Source organism: Luteitalea sp. TBR-22 (genome assembly GCF_016865485.1).
Lineage (GTDB): Bacteria > Acidobacteriota > Vicinamibacteria > Vicinamibacterales > Vicinamibacteraceae > Luteitalea.
In genome coordinates this window covers 1499361-1518072 of record NZ_AP024452.1, presented here as the reverse complement: position 1 = coordinate 1518072, position 18712 = coordinate 1499361, and the positions used below count along the sequence as shown (strand labels likewise).

Genomic DNA, 18712 nt, shown 5'->3' with positions numbered 1-18712 from the left:
TGGTGAGGCCCATGCCTCACCCCCTCGCTGGTTCGCCCGTGCCCGCCGACATGCTGATGGACGTGCCCGCCCTGCTCGAGGCGTACGCCGCCGTCCCCGATCCGGCGGTGGCCACGCAGCGCGTCGCCTTCGGCACCAGCGGCCACCGCGGCAGTTCGCTGTCGCGCAGCTTCAACGACGCGCACATCGCCGCCATCACCCAGGCGGTGTGCGAGTACCGGGCGAGCCAGGGGATCACCGGCCCCCTCTTCATCGGCAAGGACACGCACGCGTTGTCGGCTCCGGCCGAGCGCACCGCCGTCGAGGTGCTCGCCGCCAACGGCGTGACCACGGTGCGCCAGGTCGACGACGGCTTCGCGCCCACGCCGGTGATCTCGCACGCCATCCTCGCCTACAACGCCGGCCGGACCGACGGGCTCGCCGACGGGTTGATCATCACGCCCTCGCACAATCCGCCGCCCGACGGCGGCTTCAAGTACAACCCGCCCCACGGCGGGCCGGCCGACACCGACGTGACCGGCGGGATCGAGCGGCGTGCCAACGCGCTGCTCGCCGAAGGGAACGCCGGCGTGCAACGCCTCCCGTACGCGCAGGCCTCGGCAGCGGCATGCGTCAGCGCGCAGGACTTCGCCACCGACTACATCGACGACCTCGGCGCCGTGATCGACATGGAGGCCATCCGCGCGGCCGGCCTGCGCATCGGCGTCGACCCGATGGGCGGCGCGGCGGTCGCCTACTGGGACCGCATCGCCAGCCGGTACGGGCTGCAGATCGAGGTCGTGAACCCGCGCGTCGACCCGACGTTCGGCTTCATGACCCTCGACCACGACGGCAAGATCCGCATGGATTGCTCGAGCCCGTACGCGATGGCGAGCCTGGTGGGTCTCAAGGATCGCTTCGACATCGCGTGGGGCAACGACGCCGACGTCGACCGCCACGGCATCGTCACGCCCTCGGTGGGGCTGATGAACCCGAACCACTACCTGGCTGTCGCGATCCGGTACCTGCTGGGCCATCGTCGGCAGTGGGCTTCGGCGGCCGTCGGCAAGACGCTGGTGTCGAGCAGCATGATCGACCGCGTGGTGAACGGCCTGGGCCGCACGCTGCTCGAAGTGCCGGTCGGCTTCAAGTGGTTCTCCCCGGGGCTCGCCGACGGCAGCCTGTGCTTCGGTGGCGAGGAGAGCGCGGGCGCGAGCTTCCTGCGCCGCGACGGCACCGCGTGGACCACCGACAAGGACGGCATCATCCTCGGCCTGCTGGCCGCGGAGATCACGGCGGTCACAGGCAAGGACCCCGGCGTGCACTACCAGGAGCTCACCGCGCAGTACGGCACCCCGTACTACGTGCGCCTCGACGCCGCCGCGACGCCCGAGCAGAAGCAGGCGTTCAAGCACCTCACGGGCGACAGGGTCACGGCCTCGACGCTGGCCGGCGACGCGATCACCGCGCGCCTCACCACGGCGCCCGGCAACGGCGCCAACATCGGCGGCCTCAAGGTGACCACCGCGGAGGGCTGGTTCGCGGCGCGCCCGTCGGGCACCGAGGACATCTACAAGATCTACGCCGAGAGCTTCAGAAGCGAAGCGCACCTCGCGCAGATCGTCGACGAGGCCCGCCAGATCGTGACGGCGGCGCTGGCCTGAGCCACTGAAGCTCATCAGCGCAACTCGTCCGCGCTCCTTCCAACTCGGCCCTGGATTCAAGGTCGAGTTGCATACCTGCTAAGCTGGCGCCTCCCGTGCGCCTGCTGCTGATCTGCGCGACCGTGCTGCAGGTGGCGGCCGTGGTGTACTGCGTGGCCCTGCTGCGCATCCACCGAACGGCGGCCACGGCGTGGCTGTGCCTGCTGGGCACGCTGCTCTCCATGCTGGCCTGGCGGGTCGTCGTGTCGACGGGCATCGTGCCCGGCCCGGCCTTCACCGTGCTCATCGCCATCTGGGGCTCGGTGACCGCGCTGCTGGCCATGTTCTTCTTCGGCCGCGAGGTCGCCCGCGGGCGCCGCGCCGAGGCGCAACGCGATGCCCTGCTCGAGAGCGAACGTGCCGCCCGCACCGAGGCCGAGCGCGCCAGCCGCATCAAGGACCAGTTCCTGGCCACCCTGTCGCATGAGCTCCGGACGCCGCTGGCCGCCATTCTCGGCTGGTGCGCCATCCTGCGGTCGCCGAACCGCCCCGCCGACGATGGCAAGGCTGTCGATACGATCGAGCGCAATGCCCGGCTGCAGGCCGCCCTGGTGGAGGAACTGCTCGACCTCAGTCGCCTCCATGCCGGATCGCTCCACCTCGAGCTCGCCCCGGTGCGCCTCGACGTGCCCGTGTCGAACGCCCTCGACGGCGTGCGTCCCATGGCGGCCGCGAAGAACATCACCATCGAGCTGGCGTGCGACGACCCGCCACCGGTGGTGACCGGTGATGCCGGGCGCCTGCAGCAGGTCGCGGCCAACCTGCTCGTGAACGGGGTGAAGTTCTCCACGCCGGGTGGCACGATCCGCGTGCGGGTGGGCAGCGAGGGGAACGACGCCGTGCTGCGCGTGGAGGACGACGGGATGGGCATCGAGCCGGCCTTCATCGCGCGCCTGTTCGAGCCGTTCTGGCAGGGCGACAGCACGCAGACGCGACGACACGGCGGCCTGGGGCTTGGCCTGTCGATCGTGTCGCGGCTGCTGCAGTTGCACGGCGGCAGCGTGTCGGCGTCGAGCGACGGGCCGGGCACGGGCGCCAGCTTCGTCGTGCGGCTGCCACGTCGGATGGCGTTCGAGGCCCTGCCGCCGGCCGCGCCCGCCGGGGCGACCGATCCATCCGGCGCCTCCACCAGGCTCGATGGCATCACGGCCGTCCTGGTCGACGACGAGGCGGACATGCGCGACGTCCTGGTCCGGCTGCTGGAGCAGGCCGGGGCAGGCGTCGAGGCGTTGGCGTCGGGCGAGACGATCGGCGAGGTGCTGAGGCGCCGGCGGCCCGACGTGCTGCTCCTCGACATCGGCATGCCCGACGAGGACGGCTACGCGCTGCTGCAGCGCATCCGGCGCTCTGGCCTGCCCGGCGCCGAAGCGCCGGCCATCTCGGTGACCGCGCACGCCCGCGAGGTGGACCGCCAGCGTGCCCTCGCCAGCGGCTTCCACGCGCACCTGGCCAAGCCCGTGGACGTGGAGATGTTGCTGGCCACGGTCCGCACGGTCGTCGACGGCGACCGATCGCGGCGGGCCGCGGCGCCGCAGAAAGGCCCGGAGGCGGGCGGGCGGCGGCGCGTCGATTCGGGCGCGAACTAGCGCCGACTCACCGATCCGCCGTTGCCGGCGCCCGGCGTCAGCGAGGCGGGGCGGCCTCGCTCGACGGCGGCACCACGCCCTTCAGGCGCATGTGCACGGCCAGGTAGCCGTACTCCTCGTTGTCGTGCGCGACCATGCCGTAGATCGCCGCCAGGCGCGAGCGCGGCCCGCCGCGGCCGCCCGTCACGACGCCGACGATCGTCGCGTCGGTCAGGGTCGCGAACGCCTTCTCGCACTCGGCAATCGAGGCCTTCATCGCCGCGACCAGGTCGGCCTTCGCCTTGAGCGCCGAGGCGCCGGGTTGCGCGCCTGATCCACTGAGGCTCGCGCAGGTCCGCGTCCGCGAATCGATGGTGTGGCCGAGCGTTGCGGCAAACGTCCGGATCTCGGGCACGGCCTGGAAGCCGTAGTGCTCCTCCGGCATCTTCTCCGCCATCCGCAGCAGGTTGCCCGAGATGCGCTCCACGGCGCGCCGCGCCTCCGCGGTGAGGGGATTGGGATCGGGGGCGGCGGCGGGCGGCGCCGCCGGTGCTTGAGCTGACGCGACGGGTGCGAGCCCGAGGACACCCATCAACAGGAACGACGCCACTGCACGCATCACGCACCTCCGGAGGACCGACGCAGGCCGCCGCCGCGGGCGTCGCGGCACGACGGGTCAGGATCGGGACGTGCCGGATGGTAGCGGATCGCCGCCCGGCCGGCGTAGCAGCCGCCCCTGCGGGCCTTCACCGATAGGCGCGCGTCGCCAGCGCCCGGCGGACGTCGTCGATCGGCAGGGCCCGCACCGTCCGACCACGCGCCGTCGTGTCCACGGCCTTCAGCATCGAGTCGTAGACGGCTTCCTCGGTGGCATCCATGGCCGCTTCGAACAGGGCAGAAACGCCGTCGGTGGGCAGCACCGTCCGAGCCACGGGTGACTCCGCGCCGTGCACGACGCGCAGCGACGTGTGCGTCGAGAAGGCGATCGCGAAGTCGCCGCTGCCGTTGGCGTAGGTGGACCCGGTGCGCGCGAGCGCGAACAGCGCCCTGGCGGCGAGTCGCTCGAGGCCACGGGCGTCGAGCGGCGCATCGGTGGCGACGACGATCATGCAGGAGCCGTCGGCATCCTGTCCGGCAGCGGCGGGGGCGCGCGACAGAGCCTTCCACAACGGCACGCCGTCCATCGTCAGCCGGCCGCCGTAGTTGCTCTGCACCAGCACGCCGACCGTCCACCTGTGCTCGCCTTGTGGCACCCGCCGCGAGGACGTGCCGATGCCGCCCTTCCAGCCGAAGGCCATGGTCCCGGTGCCCGCCCCGACCGCCCCTTCGTCGACCGGCCCCGCGGACGCCTCGTCGATGGCCCGGCGCACGTCGGCGGCCGACACGTGCAGGCCGCGGATGTCGTTGAGCCCGCCGTCGTTGGTCTCGCCGACCACCGCATTGACCGAGCGCACGTCCTCGTTGCCGGGCTGGGCCAACGTCCAGCCGACGACGCCCTCGATGGCGGGGCCGACGGCGAGCGTGTTGGTGAGCACGATCGGCGTCTCGATGGTGCCGAGCTCGCGCACCTGCGTGGAGCCGGCGAGCTTGCCGAACGCGTTGCCGACGAAGACCGCGCCGGTCACCTTCTCCCGAAAGAGATTGCCGCCATGCGGCAGGATCGCCGTCACCCCGGTGCGCACGTCGTCGCCGCGGCTGAGCGTCACATGCCCGACCCGCACGCCGCCGACGTCGGTGATGGCGTTGAGCGGACCAGGGGCGAGGACGCCTGGCGCCACCCCGAGGTCGCGCGCCGACGGCCGCGGCCGGGGCGGCCCGGAGGACGCGGGCGGACCGGGCTGGGCGACCGACACGCCTGCGCCGAGCCCCAGCAGCAGCATCGCGGTCGCCAGGCCTCTCGCGTGCGCGCGCGAGGCTGGCTCGGGATCAGGCGCCATGCCGGCGATTCTGCCATGCGGCCGGCCGCATCGATCCTGCGTGCTAGACTCGAACTTCATCGAGCCAGCAGTCGCGGCCAGCGAGCCGTGTCATGAGCCTGGGACTCCCGTGCTGTCCACGCGGCGCGCCCGTGCGTCTTCCCCGCGCGCCTGGAGACTGTCCCCATGGTCAAGCGCCCCGACGATCTCGGCGCGTTCGCGTTCGTCACCCTTGCGCGCCTGCGCGTGCTGCAACTTGCCCAGGGGTGCACCCCGCGCGTACCCGGCGCGCACACGATCGCCGTCATGGCGCAGATGGAGGTCGCCGCCGGGGCGGTGAAGGCCGACGATCCCATCGTCGACGCCACCCTCGGAGCACTCGCGCCATGAGCGTCTACCTCGTCAACCCCAGCCACGTGTCGTTCGGCATCGGCGTGATCACGCCGCGATGGATGTACGTGCTGGCCTCGGCCACGCCCGATGCCTATGGCACGCCCATCCTCGTGGACGAGACCCTCGACCCCCTCGACCCCACCATCCTGAAGCGCGGCGACACGGTGGGGATCGGGATCCATACCGGTAACGCCCTGCGCGGGTACGAGATCGGCAAGGCCGCCCGAGAAGCCGGCGCCACCGTCGTGTACGGGGGCATCCACGCGACGTTGTTCCCTGATGAAGCCCGCGATCTGGGCGGCGCGCATGCCGTGGTGACCGGTGACGGCGAGGTCGCCTGGCCGGCCGTGCTGGCCGACATCGCGTCGGGCGCGCCCAAGCCGCTGTACGACGGCGGCCGCATCGCCGCCGAGCAGTTCAAGCCGGGGCGCTGGGACATGCTGCCGACGGGCAAGTACATGTGGGCGTCGGTGCAGACCGTGCGCGGCTGCCCGAAGCACTGCTCGTTCTGCTCCGTGTGGCGCACCGACGGCCAGGCACCACGGCATCGGCACGTCGAGGTCGTGATCAACGAGATCCTCGACCTGCGTCGCCGCGGCTTCCGCTTCATCGCGCTGGCCGACGACAACTTCTACCCGGTGACGCTCGAGGACCTGCGCATGGCGGCGCGGCGCGAGAACAAGGACCGGCTCGAGGAGCTGAAGGCGATCCGCGCCGAGCGCTTCGCCCTGATGGAGCAACTGGCGCGCCTGCCCGACGACACCGTGATGTTCACGCAGATCACGATGGAGGCCGCCGACGATCCGGAGTTCCTCGACGCGATGCGGCGCGCCCACATCAAGGGCGCGCTGGTCGGTGTCGAGTCGGTGACGCCCGAGGGCCTCAAGGACGTCTACAAGGGCTTCAACGTCGCCGGCGAGGCACTCGTCACGCGCCTGCAGCAGTTCCGGAAGCATGGCGTGCACGTGCTCGGGTCGTTCATCTTCGGCCTGCCGAGCGACAAGCCGGAGACGTTCGACACGTGCCTTTCGGTGGCCGAACGTGCCGACGTGACGTTCGCGCAGTTCGTGATGCTGACGCCGTTCCCGGGCACGCTGGACTTCGCGGCCTGGGAGAAGACGCAGGGCGAGCAGCCGGAGTCGGTCAACGGCATCCCGGTGACGCGCCACTGGCTGATTCCGCAGGCGGTGCGTCCCAAGGTGTACATCGAGCACCCGGTGATGAGCGCGCAGGAGATCCGCGAACGCACGCAGGGCGTGTGGGATCGGTTCTACTCGACCAAGAGCATCTGGAAGCGCGCGCAGGTCGTCAAGTCGCTGAAGTCGCGGCTGGCGTTCCTGCTGATCTCGAAGATCTACCGACAGATGTACGCCAACACCGGCATCGCGACCGACAGCGCCCGCGTCAGCCGGTCGGTACGCTGGGCGCGGCTCATGGCCATCCCCTGCCAGAAGCTGTTTGCCGGCACGCCGATGCCGGGCCTCCAACTGCGTCCGATCGAGCAGCAGAGCAAGGCCGAAGCCGCATAAGCGTTTCGCCGACGGGCCGGGTTGGAACTACCGTTTCGACCCGGCCGCTCGCGCCGCCTCCGCCGCGCCCCGCGTCGCCCGCCGTCGCCCCGGCTCCTGCCTCAACGTCGCCTCGTACGCGGCCAGGGCCTCCGCCGGCCGGTCCAGTGCCATCAGCATGTCGCCCAGGAGCTCGCGCGCCGGCGCGATCGGCCCGGGCGTGACGGCCGCCTTCTCCGTCGCGTCCTCGCGATCGGCAGCATCCTGCATCAAGGCGCGCGCCTCGACCCGCCGTCCCTCCCCCAACAACACCCACGCCTGCGCCGCGCGCCGCTGGATGTCCACCTGCCCGGCCCAGTACGCCTCGCCCGCCGCCGCGAGGCGCTGCGCGATCGCCCCGAGCGCGGCGGTGTCGTCGCGCGCCTGCGCCAGGGCGCCGCTGCGGGCCGCGCCAATCGCCCGGGCGAACCGGGTGACGGCATCGGCCCAGGCGAACGGCGACGAGGTCGGCGCGAGGGCCGCGGCCTCGGCCCAGGCCTCGCGCTCGAGGGCGAAGCGCGCGGGGATCGCCGCCAGCGCGTAGTAGCCCGCCATCGGCGGCGCGGCGTTGCCGGCGCCCACCGTGCTCATGCGCGGTGCGAGATCCGGCAGCGCCTCGACGGTGCGACGGGCCGCGGCGTCGTTGCCCATCTGCAGGTACGCATACGCCTGGTAGTCGAGCGCGTGGAGTTGCTCGGCGACGGCCCCGTCCTTGCGCGCCGCCTCGGCCGACGCCAGGTTGGTGTCGATGGAGTCCTGCCAGGCGCCGACGCGCGTGAACGTGTGCGACGGCATGTGCAGGGCATGCGCGGCGTCGGGCGCGATCGCCGCGTAGCGCCTGGCCGCCCCGAGGGCCTTCGGGGCGAGCGCCGGCACGTCGTACGTGTGGATGATGTAGTGCGCGAGCCCGGGATGATCCGGCTGCCGCGCGTACTCGGCCTCGAGGATGGCGGCCGCCTGCAACTGGACCGCGTAGGTCTTGTCGGTGGGCAGCGCGCTCTGCGTGAGCGCCAGCGCGTGGAAGATCCGCGCCTCGACGTCATCCGGGTTCCGGGCCGCCACCTCGCCCATCGCGCGCGCATAGCCCTCGAGACGCGCGTGCGGCGTCAGCGCCGGGTCCTCGCGGAACAACTGCCCGGCCGCCTCGACGTACGCCCGCTCGCGCGGCGTGGCCGTGCGTGAGCGGCGGCCAGCCTCGACCGCGGCTCTCCCGGACGCCACCGCGGCCGGGGCGCGCGATCCCGCGAAGGGATTGCCCCACCAGCTCATCGCGATGCCCCAGTGCGCCATCGCACAGTCGGGATCGGCGGCCAACACCGCGTCGAACGACTTGATGGCCTCCGAGAACCAGAAGGAGTGCAGCAGCGCGAGGCCGCGGTCGAACGTCGCGCTGGTGCTGGTGGCACACGACGTCGCCATGTGCACCGTGCCGAGCCGCGATGGGCTCGCCGCATGCGCGTGCGCAGGCTGGACCTGCGCGAGGCCGGTTGCCGGCAGCAGGGCGAGCAGGCCCGCGCAGCACAGCAGCGAGTCGAGACCAATCGCGCCCATGATGTCCTCCTCGCGAGTGCCCCCGGGATGATTCGAGGGTGGCATCCCTACAAACGCGAGGCGGACCACCGACGCACACGGTCGAGTTGCCGACCGCGAACTCCCGACTCCCCCGACTCCCGACTCCCGACTCCCGACGCCTACGTCGTCCAGCCGCCGTCGATCACGTGAATCGCGCCGGTGGTGAAGGCCGATTCGTCAGAGGCCAGGTACACGGCGAGCTGAGCGATCTCCTCCGGCTTGCCGAGCCGGCCCATCGGCTGTCGCTTCTCGAAGGCGGCCAGCACCTCCGCCTCGTCCTGTCCGTTGGCCGCGGCCTGCGCCCGGATGCGATCGCGCAACGACGGCGACTCCACCGTGCCCGGGCAGATCGCGTTGCATCGCACGCCTTTGGCCACGAAGTCGGCCGCCACCGACTTGGTGAGCCCGACCACCGCCGCCTTGCTCGCGCCGTAGGCGAAGCGGTTGGGCACGCCCGTCACGCTCGAGGCCACCGACGACATGTTGATGATGGACCCGCGCCCCTGCGCCACCATGCCGGGCAGGAAGGCGCGTACCAGGCGGAACTGCGCCTTCGCGTTCAGCGCGAACGCCAGGTCCCAGTCGGCATCGGTGCACTCGAGGATGGACCCGGCGTGGACGATGCCGGCGCAGTTGAACAGCACGTCGATGGTCCCGAGGTCGGCGGCCAGCGCGTCGATCTGCGCGCCGTCGGTGACGTCGAGCACACGGGTCACGCACCCGGCGAGCGTGGCCAGTCCTGCCGCGTTGACGTCGGTGGCGACGACCTGCGCGCCTTCCCTGATGAATGCCTCGGCGCTGGCGCGGCCGATTCCCTGGGCTGCTGCGGTGATCAGCGCCCGCTTCCCTGCAAGTCGTCCGGACACGATGGCTCTCCCGTACGCCCGCTTCGGGGGCGCGGCCGCCATTATCCCGCGGCCGTGGCACCATCGTGCCCGTGCGTGCCCTGCTCCGCTCCCTGATCCTCGTGGCCATCGGCAGCCTGATGGCGGCCCAGTCGCCCACGGTCCGCTGGGAACCACTCGCGTCCGGCGTGTCCGTGCGGCTCCGCGGGATACACGCGGTGTCGTCGCGCGTGGCGTGGGCGAGCGGCGAGCGCGGCACGGTGCTCCGCACCACCGACGGCGGGCAGTCGTGGCACGCACGTCAGGTGGCCGGGGCCGAGGCCCTCGATCTGCGCGACATCCATGCCTGGAGCGACACGACCGCCGTGGCCATGAGCGCAGGGCCGGGCGAGGCGTCGCGCATCTACCGCACCGAGGATGGCGGGACGACGTGGTCGCTGCGTTACACGGCCACCGACGCCGGCATGTTCCTCGACGCGCTGGCCTTCGCCGACCAGGCGCGCGGCGTCGCCGTGAGCGATGCCGTCGCCGGTCGCCTCGTCGTCCTCACCACGGCCGACGGCGGCCGCACGTGGACGCGTGTCCCGGCCGACCGACTGCCACCGGCGGTCGACGGCGAGGGGGCCTTCGCCGCCAGCGGCACCAACGTCGTCGTGCGCGGTCGTCGCGTGTGGATCGCCACAAACGCGTCGCGCGTGCTGCGCTCGGCAGACGGCGGGCGCACGTGGGCGGTCGCCCCGACGCCCGTCCCCACCGGGCAGGCGGCCGGCATCTTCTCGATCGCGATGCGCGACGATCGCCATGGCCTCGTCGTGGGCGGCGTGTACACCAGGGAGCGCGAGGCCGTGGACAACGCGGCGGTGACCACCGACGGCGGCGCCTCGTGGCGCCTCGCTCCGGGCCTCTCGGGCTACCGGTCCGTCGTCGCGCCGTGGTCCCGCCTCGGCCCGCGGGCGTGGCTGGCGATCGGCCCCTCGGGCGCCGACGTGTCGCTCGACGACGGCGCCACGTGGGCGCCGGCCGGTGGAGACGGCTACGACGCCTTCAGCCTGGCGCCAGACGGCTCGGTCGGCTTCGCCACCGGCGCAGCCGGCCGCATCGCGCGCGTGACGGCCCCCGGAATGTAGCCGTCGGCCCTGGCCCGTCGAGGTGTAGCCGTCGGCCTTGGCTCCTGGGGTGTAGCCGTCGGCCTTGGCTCCTGGGTGTAGCCGTCGGCCTTGGCCGACGGTCAGTGATCCCGGCGAGCCTTGCGACCGTCGCCCGAGGGCGACGGCTACACACATGTCGGCGCTTCGGCGTTCGGCGTTCGGCGTTCGGCGTTCGGCGTTCGGCGTTCGGCGTTAAGCGTCAAGCGTCAAGCGTCAAGCGTTATAAGCTCTCCCCCATGACCCGGGTGTGCCTCGTCGGCGTGAGCCTGGCATGGCTCGCGACGACCGTGATTCGCGCGCAAGCGCCCGCGCCGGCCGCCGCGCCCAGCGCGCCGCTCGGCACGGCTCAGTCCGTCGGCCGCATCGACTACGCCACGCAGATCCAGCCCATCCTCGACGAGTTCTGCTCGGACTGCCACGACGGCAACACGCGCAAGGGTGGGCTCTCGCTGGCCACCTATGCCGACGTCCTCGAAGGCGGCCGCAGCGGCGCGATCGTCCGTCCTGGATCGAGCAGCACGAGCCTGCTCATCGCGCGCATCGACGGCAGCACCGATCCGGTGATGCCCAAGGACGAGGATCCGCTCACGCCGGATCGGCAAGCGCTCCTGCGCGCCTGGATCGACGAGGGCGCCCGGCAGACCCCGACCTCGCCGCCCGCGCCGCAGCCCTGGGAACTGCCGATCACGCTGGTAGCGCCGTCCGTGCCGGCGAGCCCGTGGCCAGCGTGGGCGCGCCCGGTGGACAGGTTGGTCGCCGATTACCTCGCCCGGGTCGCCCACCGCACGACGCCGCCCGAGGTGGTGTCCGATGCCGTGTTCGCGCGGCGCGCCTTCCTCGACGCGTGGGGCCTGCTGCCGGACCAGGCGGAACTGCACGCCTTCGTCGCCGATCGCCGCCCGGACAAGCGCGATCGCCTCGTGGCGCGACTGCTGGCCGACGACGAGCGGTACGCCGAGCACTGGATGACCTTCTGGAACGACCTCCTCCGCAACGAGGACGGCGTCACCTACTTCTCCGAGCAGAACGGCCGGCGCTCCATCACGCCATGGCTCTTCGACGCCCTGCGCCGCAACATGCCGTACGACCGGTTCGTCTCGGCGCTGCTCGCCCCGACCGGCGACGAGGACCCGCGCGGCTTCCTCATCGGCGTGAACTGGCGCGGCGAGACGAGTGCGGCGGTGACGCCCTGGATGCAGGCCTCGCAGAACACCGCCCAGGTGTTCCTCGGCGTGAACATGAAGTGCAACGCGTGCCACGACAGCTTCGTGAACAAGTGGAAGCTGAAGGACGCCTACGGGCTGGCCGCCTTCTTCTCTCCCGAGCCGAAGCTGCGCCTGTACCGCTGCGACGTGGCGCGCGACGAGTACACCGGACCGCAGTTCCTGTTCCCCGGCCTGCAGCGCGCCCCACGCAGCGACAGCCTCGAGGATCGACGCGAGGCCGCGGCACGCATCTTCACCGACCCGCGCAACGGCCGGCTGCCGCGCACCGTCGTCAACCGCCTGTGGGAACGCCTCCTCGGCCACGGCATCGTCGCCAGTTCCGACGAGATGGACACCAGGCCGTGGAGCCCGGAGCTGCTCGACTGGCTCGCCAGCGATTTCGTCGCGCACGGCCACGACCTGCGGCACCTGATTGCGACGATCATGACGTCGCGCGCCTACCAGTTGCCCGCCGTGCCGCGCGCCGCCGAGCCCGTGGCCAAGGGCTACGTGTTCGAGGGACCGGAGGTGCGACGCCTGACCGCCGAGCAGTTCGCCGACGCGATCGGCACGCTGACCGGTGAGTGGAACACCTGGCCGGGGCCGCCCGCGCCGGGTCGTCCCGGGCCCGCCAGTGTCGCGCTGCGGCTCGACTCCGACTCGCCCTCGTCGGGCGTGTTCGGCCGCGAGTGGCGGGCGGCGTCGAACACGCTCACCCGGGCACTCGGCCGCCCGATTCGCGACCAGGTGATCTCCACACGCCCCGACGACGCGACGACGCCGCAGGCGCTGGAACTGGTCAACGGCGAGCGGCTCACCGCGTGGCTGTCACGTGGTGCGCGGCGACTCACCGGGGCTCTCGACCGACCGCTCTACAGCCGCTACAACGCCACCATCGCCGGACGGGCGCCTAAGCCACGTGGCTTCGATCTCGACGTCACGGGCCTGAGCGCCGTGTGGCTGGTGGTACAGGACACGGGGTCGAACGAGCCGGAACTGGTCGCGCCCGTCTGGCGCGAGGTGTTCCTGGAGCAGGCCAGCGGCGCCTCGACGCGGCTCACCGAACTGGTGACCGCCGACGGCACCCGGGTGCAGCACCGCGGCGACGCCCTGCTCGGCGTGCGGGCGCCGTCGGTCGTGCGGCTCGACCTGACCGGACGCGGCTTCGTGCGGATGCGGGGCCTTGTGGACATCGCCAACGCCCGCAGCGAGGTCGGATCGACGCTGAACCCGTCGGTGCGGTTCTTCATCTTCGACAGCGAGCCCGAGCTCGGTGACCTGCTGCCGCCGAGCGGCACGGCGCCGATCCCGCCGCCCGCGCCGCCGACCTCGGCGCGCGATCTGGTGGACCGGGTCTTCTGGCAGGCGCTGGGCCGGGCGCCCTCCGATCGCGAGCGCGCCCTTGCCGAGCAGGCCGTCGCCGACCCCGCACGCCCGGGACGCCTGTCGCCGACCGGCGTGGCCGACTTCCTCTGGGCCGTGCTGATGAAGCCCGAGTTCCAGTTGCTGTTCTGAGGCACGAGATGGCTCGCGAGTTCCACCCCCGCCCCGCTGCCCCGCACGACGAGGATCCGACGCTGTCGTCGCTCTCGCGCGAGGAGCGCCGCGTGTACGCCGAGGTGAGCCGGCGGCAGTTCCTCGGCGCCACGGCCGCAGGCACGCTGGCCGCGCTGGCCGGCGGCGCGCCGCGCCTGCAGGCCTCGACGACGTCCGCGCCGAAGGCCACCGCCGACGCCGTGATCGTGCTGTGGATGGCTGGCGGCATGGCGCAGACCGAGACCTTCGACCCGAAGCGGTACACGCCCTACGCCCCCGGCGTGCCGATCAGCGACGTGCTGAGCACGTTCCCGACGATCGACACCGCCGTCGATCACATCAAGTTCACCAGGGGCCTCGAGCGCATCGGCAGCGTCATGGATCGGGGCACGGTCATCCGCACCTTCCAGGCCGCCGACCTCGGCTTCATCCTGCACTCGCGGCACCAGTACCACTGGCACACCGGTTACGTGCCGCCGCAGCCGATGGCGATGCCGCACATCGGGTCGATCATCTCGCGCACGCTGGGACCGCGCGAGCCCGACATGCCGGCGTTCATCGCGGTGGGCCAGACCGTCGAGGGCGCGGGCGAGATCGGCACGCTGAAGGCGTTCCACACCGCCGGCTTCCTCGGCACCGAGCACGGGCCGTTCCTGATCGTGGATCCGCAGGACGCGGCCTCGGCCGTGCGTCCACCGAAGGAACTCGGCGCGACGCGCTTCCAGAGTCGGCGGCAGCTGTTCGAGCAGTTGCTGGCGCAGGAACCGGTGGGTCGCTACGGCAGCGACTTCCAGCGCGAGTCGCTGGTGCGGGCGCTCGACGGCGCCGATCGGCTGCTGCGGTCCTCGTCGGCGAAGGCCTTCGACCTGGCCCTCGAGCCTCGGGCCTCGTACGACGCCTACGACACCGGCCGCTTCGGGCAGGGCTGCCTGCTCGCCCGTCGCCTGGTCGAGGCCGGCGCACGCTACGTCGAGGTCACCTCCGAGTACATCCCGTTCCTGAACTGGGACAGCCACGAGCACGGGCACGAGCGCGCCGACGCCATGAAGAAGCTGATCGACGCGCCGGTCGCGCAGTTGATCCGCGATCTCGAGGCGCGCGGCCTGCTCGACCGCACGTTGGTGGTCCTGGCCAGCGAGTTCGGGCGCGACGCCGTCACCGAGGGCAAGGTCGGCAAGGAAGTGAAGGACCAGGCCATCAACATCCCCAACGTGATGTCCGACATCCGCCATTACGGGATGCACCGTCACTTCACGGCGGCGGGCTCGATCCTCATGTTCGGCGGCGGCATCAAGAAGGGGTTCGTGTACGGGAAGACGGCCGACGAGCGGCCCTGCACCACGCTCGAGCACCCGGTGCCCGTCGAGCACCTGCACGCGACGATCTTCCACGCGCTCGGCATCCCGGCCGACACGGCCTACACCGTGGAGAAACGGCCGGTGTACGTCACGCGCGACGGCCTCGGCAAGCCGATCACCGACCTGTTCGCGTAGGAACGGCAGTCGGCAGTCGGCAGTCGGCAGTCCGCGGTCACTCTGCTGCCTCGCCCAGGCGCCGCTCGAGCGCCTCGATGACGCGGGCCTGCCGCTCGAGGATGTCGATCACGCGCGACCAGTCGCGCTCGCGCAACTGGTCGACCTTGGCGTGCAAGGCCATCACTTCGAGCTCGGCCCGCACGTTCACTTCGTAGTCGGCGCGCGCGTCCAGGCGGTCCTTCGCCCCCTGCCGGTTCTGGCTCATCATGATGACCGGCGCCTGCAGCGCCGCCAGGCAGGACAGCACCAGGTTCAGGAGGATGAACGGGTAGGGATCGAAGGGCCTGGCCTGCTCCTCGTTGACCGCCATCCAGCCGAGGATGATCACGGCGAACAGGCCGATGAACGTCCAGCTGCCGCCGAAGCGCGCCACGCGATCGGCGACCCGCTCGCCCAGCGTGGACTGGGCGTCGAAGGCGGCATTCGGATCGCGAGCGGACGGCGTGCGCGCCAGGACGCCCTGCCACAGGCGGCGCTCGAGATCGCCGAGCCGTCGCAGGCCATCCTCGAGGTCACGGAGATGCGGCCCAGCCGCGCCCGATCCCCGGGCATCGACCGAGGCGCGCTCGGCGGCACGCAGCACTGCCAGGACCAGCAGCGCGCCCGCCAGTCCGAGCCCCAGGTGGCCGGCCAGCGCTGACGGCCCCAGCAGGCCGGCGCGGTGCGCCGCCCAGCCACAGGCAAAGGCCCCGAGCAGGCCGCCCACCACGTCGCTGGCGGTCGTCGCCTCGCCACGGCCGCGCCACGCCCGCCCCAGCAGGCCGCCCACCACGCCCGCCGCCACCCACATCCACACGTGCGTCATGTGTCCTCCGCCTGCGGCCTCGATGGCCCGCGCCCCAGCGTACGTCGTGGCGCGCGCGCCTGTCCTGCCGGCTCTGCGGTTGACGGGGCACGCGCACGCATGCGCCTTGGTAATGCACCTCCACCACAACACGCATGCCGCGCATGGCTGCGGTATGGTGGTTGGCCGTGCCCCCGCTGACCTCGCTCCCGACCGCCGACCTCGCTGCCTTCCACGCCGACGTCACCCGTCGCTACGACGCGTTCACGCAACGCGGCCTCGCGCTCGACCTCACGCGCGGGAAGCCGTCGAGCGAGCAGCTCGATCTCTCCAACGGCCTGCTCGGCCTGCCCGGCGAGGGCGACTACCTCGCCGCGGACCGGACCGACACGCGCAATTACGGCCTGCTGCAGGGCCTGCCCGAACTCCGGGCGATCTTCGCGCCGCTGTTCGGCGCGCCGGCCTCGCAGATCGTCATCGGCGACAACTCGAGCCTCGCGCTGATGCACGACGCGGTGGCCTACAGCCTGCTCAAGGGGACGGTGGGCAGCCCGCGCCCGTGGGTGCAGGAGGAGCGCGTGACGTTCCTGTGCCCGGTGCCCGGCTACGACCGGCACTTCGCGATCTGCCAGGACTTCGGCATCCGGATGATCCCGGTGCCGCTGCTGGCCGACGGCCCCGACATGGACGTGGTCGAGAAGTTGGTGCTGGCCGACGCGTCGATCAAGGGCATGTGGTGCGTGCCCAAGTACGCCAACCCCTCGGGCGCGGTGTATGCGGGCGCGGTGGTCGAGCGCCTCGCATCGATGAAGACCGCGGCGCCGGACTTCCGCCTCTTCTGGGACAACGCCTACGCGGTGCACCACCTGACCGAGGAGCGCGTCGAGATCCCCAGCCTCATCGAGCGGTGCGCGGCGCACGGCAACGCCGACCGCGCGTTCGTGTTCGGCTCGACGTCGAAGATCACGCTGGCCGGCGCCGGCGTGTCGCTCTTCGCCGGGTCGCCCGACAACGTCAAGTGGTTCCTCGGGCGCATGGGCAAGCGCACGATCGGCAGCGACAAGGTGAACCAGTTGCGCCACGTCCGGTTCCTGAAGGACGCCGACGGCCTGCTGGCGCTGATGGACCGCCATCGCGCGATCATGGCGCCGAAGTTCGAGGCGGTGTCGGCGACGTTCGCCGAGCACCTCGCTGGTACCGGCGTCGCCTCGTGGCTGGTGCCCAAGGGCGGCTACTTCATCTCGCTCGACGTGATGGACGGCTGCGCGAAGGCACTGGTGCAGGCCGCCAAGGCGGCAGGCGTCGAGCTGACGCCCGCCGGCGCGACGCACCCGCTCGGCCAGGATCCCGACGACCGCACCGTGCGCATCGCACCCTCCTTCCCCGACCTCGCGACGGTGAAGGTGGCCGCCGAGGGCGTGGCGCTCAGCGTGCTGCTGGTCACCTCCCGCGCGCTGCTCGCGCAGCGCGGCGAGAAGGTCGGGGCCTAGGCGGGAGCCTCGGGTTCCCGAGCGTCAGCCCTGCGCGGGCGGCGGGTCGATCCCGGCCCACAGGTTCATCGTGTTCAGCTCCTCGCGGCCGCAGGCCTTGAGGTAGCAGAACAGCTGCGTGCGATACGCCGCATAGCCGCTCAACACCGAGTTGACCAGAAACGACCCGACGGTCGTCTTGCGCCCGAACATGTCCAGTTCCTTGCGGAACGCCTCGTCGGGCAGGTCGCCCAGCAACGCCTGGAACTGGTCGGCCTGCGTGGCGATCACCGCGCTGGTCTGCGCGAGATCGCGCGTCGCGGCAGCCGCCGCCTCCGCTCCCCACTTCTCGCGATCGAAGGTGCCCGTGAGGGCCGCCTGCACGAGCCCGGGCCCCATCACGCTCAGGTAGCGCAGCAACTCGATGGTGCTTCGTTGCTTGGGCGTCGGGCGGTACTCGAGCGAGCGCTCGTCGACCTTGCCGGCCAGGTGGAGGAGGATGCGGACTTCGTGCTGCAACGAGGCAATCAGTTCGGCTTTGGTGAGGACCATGCGGACTCCAGTGATGAGATAGCGGCACCGTACCACAAGGCATCGCGGACCGTCGCCCGAGGGCGACGGCTACGCCCGGGAAGCGGCCCCCTCCCCCTGAATGGCGACATGGTCGGACGTAGGCGTCGGCCTTGGCCGACGCACCCCTACCAGCGCAGCGACATGCACGACAAGCCGGCGTCGAGCTTCATCACCTCGTCGAGGGCGAGCGCGCGGACGTCGTGGCCGCGGCGGGCCAGCATCTCGGCGGTCCGCGGGAAGCCGGCGGCCACCATGACGACGTCGTTGACGCGCAGCAGGTTGGCGGCGGGTTCCTCGCCGTCGGGGATCACGATGACGTCGAGGCCTGGGAACAGGTGCGCGTCGGCCATGGCCCGCGTCGCGAGCAGGGTCCCGTCGTCGACCAGCGAGCAGGCCGTCTTGAGGTGCAGCACGCCCGCAGGCGGACGCACGATCGAGGCGCGGTACCCCAGTGCCGCGAGCAGGCCGGCGAGCGCGGTCGCGCCGGTCTCGTCGGTGCGCGCCGAGAGGCCGACGTGGACCACGTCGGGCGTGCGCAACACGTCGCCCCCGTCGGCAAAGCCGTCGGTCAACTCCAGGATGCGGTCGAAGCGCGACGCCAGTGCCGGCCGCAGGTGCTCCGCTTCGCCGAGGCGCGACGCGGCACCCGGACGCAACACGATCGCCCCCTCGGGGAACACGAGCGCCGGATCCTCCACGAACAGGCTGTCGGGGAACGCGTCGAGCGGCGGCAACACGTCGACCGTGAGCCCGAGTCGCGTCAGCATGTCGACGTAGGCAGCGTGCTCGCGACAAAGGCCGTCGATGTCTGGCGCCCCGCGATCCACGGAGCGCAGGTTGTGAATCGCAGAAGCCGCAGGCCGACGGACGATGGCGTGGGTGAAGCGGGTGGCCGAGGCAGGCATCCGGGGCACGGTACCACGCGCTTGACGCCGCCCCCCG

15 protein-coding genes are annotated in these 18712 nt (G+C 71.9%); 8 read left to right on the top strand and 7 right to left on the bottom strand.

Features of this window, described 5'->3' with window-relative positions:
• Window positions 1-11: 11 nt before the first annotated feature.
• Both pgm and TBR22_RS06175 read left to right on the top strand, forming a co-directional pair.
• Window positions 12-1643, top strand: coding sequence for a phosphoglucomutase (alpha-D-glucose-1,6-bisphosphate-dependent) (gene pgm, locus TBR22_RS06180; protein WP_239492088.1), 1632 nt, complete (start codon window positions 12-14; stop codon window positions 1641-1643).
• A 95-nt stretch (window positions 1644-1738) separates the two neighbouring features.
• Window positions 1739-3268 carry an ATP-binding protein gene (locus TBR22_RS06175; RefSeq protein ID WP_239492087.1) on the top strand — a complete coding sequence of 510 codons (1530 nt, stop codon included), beginning with the start codon at window positions 1739-1741 and terminating at the stop codon, window positions 3266-3268.
• Window positions 3269-3305: 37 nt separating this feature from the next.
• Here TBR22_RS06175 and TBR22_RS06170 read toward each other — a convergent pair whose 3' ends face one another.
• Entirely contained in the window at window positions 3306-3866 is a 561-nt protein-coding gene (locus TBR22_RS06170; RefSeq protein ID WP_239492086.1) for a DinB family protein, read from the bottom strand.
• Between the two features lie 127 nt (window positions 3867-3993).
• Window positions 3994-5184, bottom strand: coding sequence for a P1 family peptidase (locus TBR22_RS06165; protein ID WP_239492085.1), 1191 nt, complete (start codon window positions 5182-5184; stop codon window positions 3994-3996).
• A 165-nt stretch (window positions 5185-5349) separates the two neighbouring features.
• Between TBR22_RS06165 and TBR22_RS06160 the strand changes: the two genes are divergently transcribed.
• Window positions 5350-5553, top strand: coding sequence for a hypothetical protein (locus TBR22_RS06160; RefSeq protein WP_239492084.1), 204 nt, complete (start codon window positions 5350-5352; stop codon window positions 5551-5553).
• Window positions 5550-7085, top strand: a complete 1536-nt coding sequence (locus TBR22_RS06155) for a radical SAM protein (protein WP_239492083.1) — start codon at window positions 5550-5552, stop codon at window positions 7083-7085. The genes TBR22_RS06160 and TBR22_RS06155 overlap by 4 nt, the downstream gene beginning before the upstream one ends.
• A 27-nt stretch (window positions 7086-7112) precedes the next feature.
• Here the strand turns inward: TBR22_RS06155 and TBR22_RS06150 are convergent, their stop codons facing one another.
• Together TBR22_RS06150 and TBR22_RS06145 are read right to left on the bottom strand one after the other, a co-directional pair.
• Entirely contained in the window at window positions 7113-8654 is a 1542-nt protein-coding gene (locus TBR22_RS06150) for a hypothetical protein (RefSeq protein WP_239492082.1), read from the bottom strand.
• 140 nt (window positions 8655-8794) lie between these two features.
• Window positions 8795-9541, bottom strand: coding sequence for an SDR family oxidoreductase (locus tag TBR22_RS06145; RefSeq protein WP_305068770.1), 747 nt, complete (start codon window positions 9539-9541; stop codon window positions 8795-8797).
• Between the two features lie 65 nt (window positions 9542-9606).
• Here TBR22_RS06145 and TBR22_RS06140 point away from each other — a divergent pair, with 65 nt between their 5' ends.
• The 3 genes from TBR22_RS06140 (at window position 9607) to TBR22_RS06130 (ending at window position 14902) form a co-directional block, all read left to right on the top strand.
• On the top strand, window positions 9607-10647 hold the full coding sequence (locus TBR22_RS06140) for a YCF48-related protein (protein WP_239492081.1): 1041 nt from the start codon (window positions 9607-9609) through the stop codon (window positions 10645-10647).
• 257 nt (window positions 10648-10904) lie between these two features.
• Window positions 10905-13388 (top strand): DUF1549 domain-containing protein, encoded by a 2484-nt coding sequence (locus tag TBR22_RS06135; protein ID WP_239492080.1) that lies wholly within the window; start codon window positions 10905-10907, stop codon window positions 13386-13388.
• Window positions 13389-13396: 8 nt separating this feature from the next.
• Window positions 13397-14902 carry a DUF1501 domain-containing protein gene (locus tag TBR22_RS06130; protein WP_239492079.1) on the top strand — a complete coding sequence of 502 codons (1506 nt, stop codon included), beginning with the start codon at window positions 13397-13399 and terminating at the stop codon, window positions 14900-14902.
• Window positions 14903-14939: 37 nt separating this feature from the next.
• Here TBR22_RS06130 and TBR22_RS06125 read toward each other — a convergent pair whose 3' ends face one another.
• Window positions 14940-15749 (bottom strand): DUF1003 domain-containing protein, encoded by an 810-nt coding sequence (locus tag TBR22_RS06125; RefSeq protein WP_239492078.1) that lies wholly within the window; start codon window positions 15747-15749, stop codon window positions 14940-14942.
• A gap of 134 nt (window positions 15750-15883) precedes the next feature.
• On the opposite strand from TBR22_RS06125, the gene TBR22_RS06120 reads away from it, so the two are divergent.
• On the top strand, window positions 15884-17218 hold the full coding sequence (locus tag TBR22_RS06120; RefSeq protein WP_239492077.1) for an aminotransferase: 1335 nt from the start codon (window positions 15884-15886) through the stop codon (window positions 17216-17218).
• A 24-nt stretch (window positions 17219-17242) separates the two neighbouring features.
• Here TBR22_RS06120 and TBR22_RS06115 read toward each other — a convergent pair whose 3' ends face one another.
• Both TBR22_RS06115 and TBR22_RS06110 read right to left on the bottom strand, forming a co-directional pair.
• A complete protein-coding gene (locus TBR22_RS06115; RefSeq protein ID WP_239492076.1) occupies window positions 17243-17749 on the bottom strand; it encodes a hypothetical protein in 507 nt (168 codons plus the stop codon).
• A gap of 146 nt (window positions 17750-17895) precedes the next feature.
• Window positions 17896-18675 carry a dimethylarginine dimethylaminohydrolase family protein gene (locus tag TBR22_RS06110; RefSeq protein WP_239492075.1) on the bottom strand — a complete coding sequence of 260 codons (780 nt, stop codon included), beginning with the start codon at window positions 18673-18675 and terminating at the stop codon, window positions 17896-17898.
• Window positions 18676-18712 lie beyond the last annotated feature (37 nt).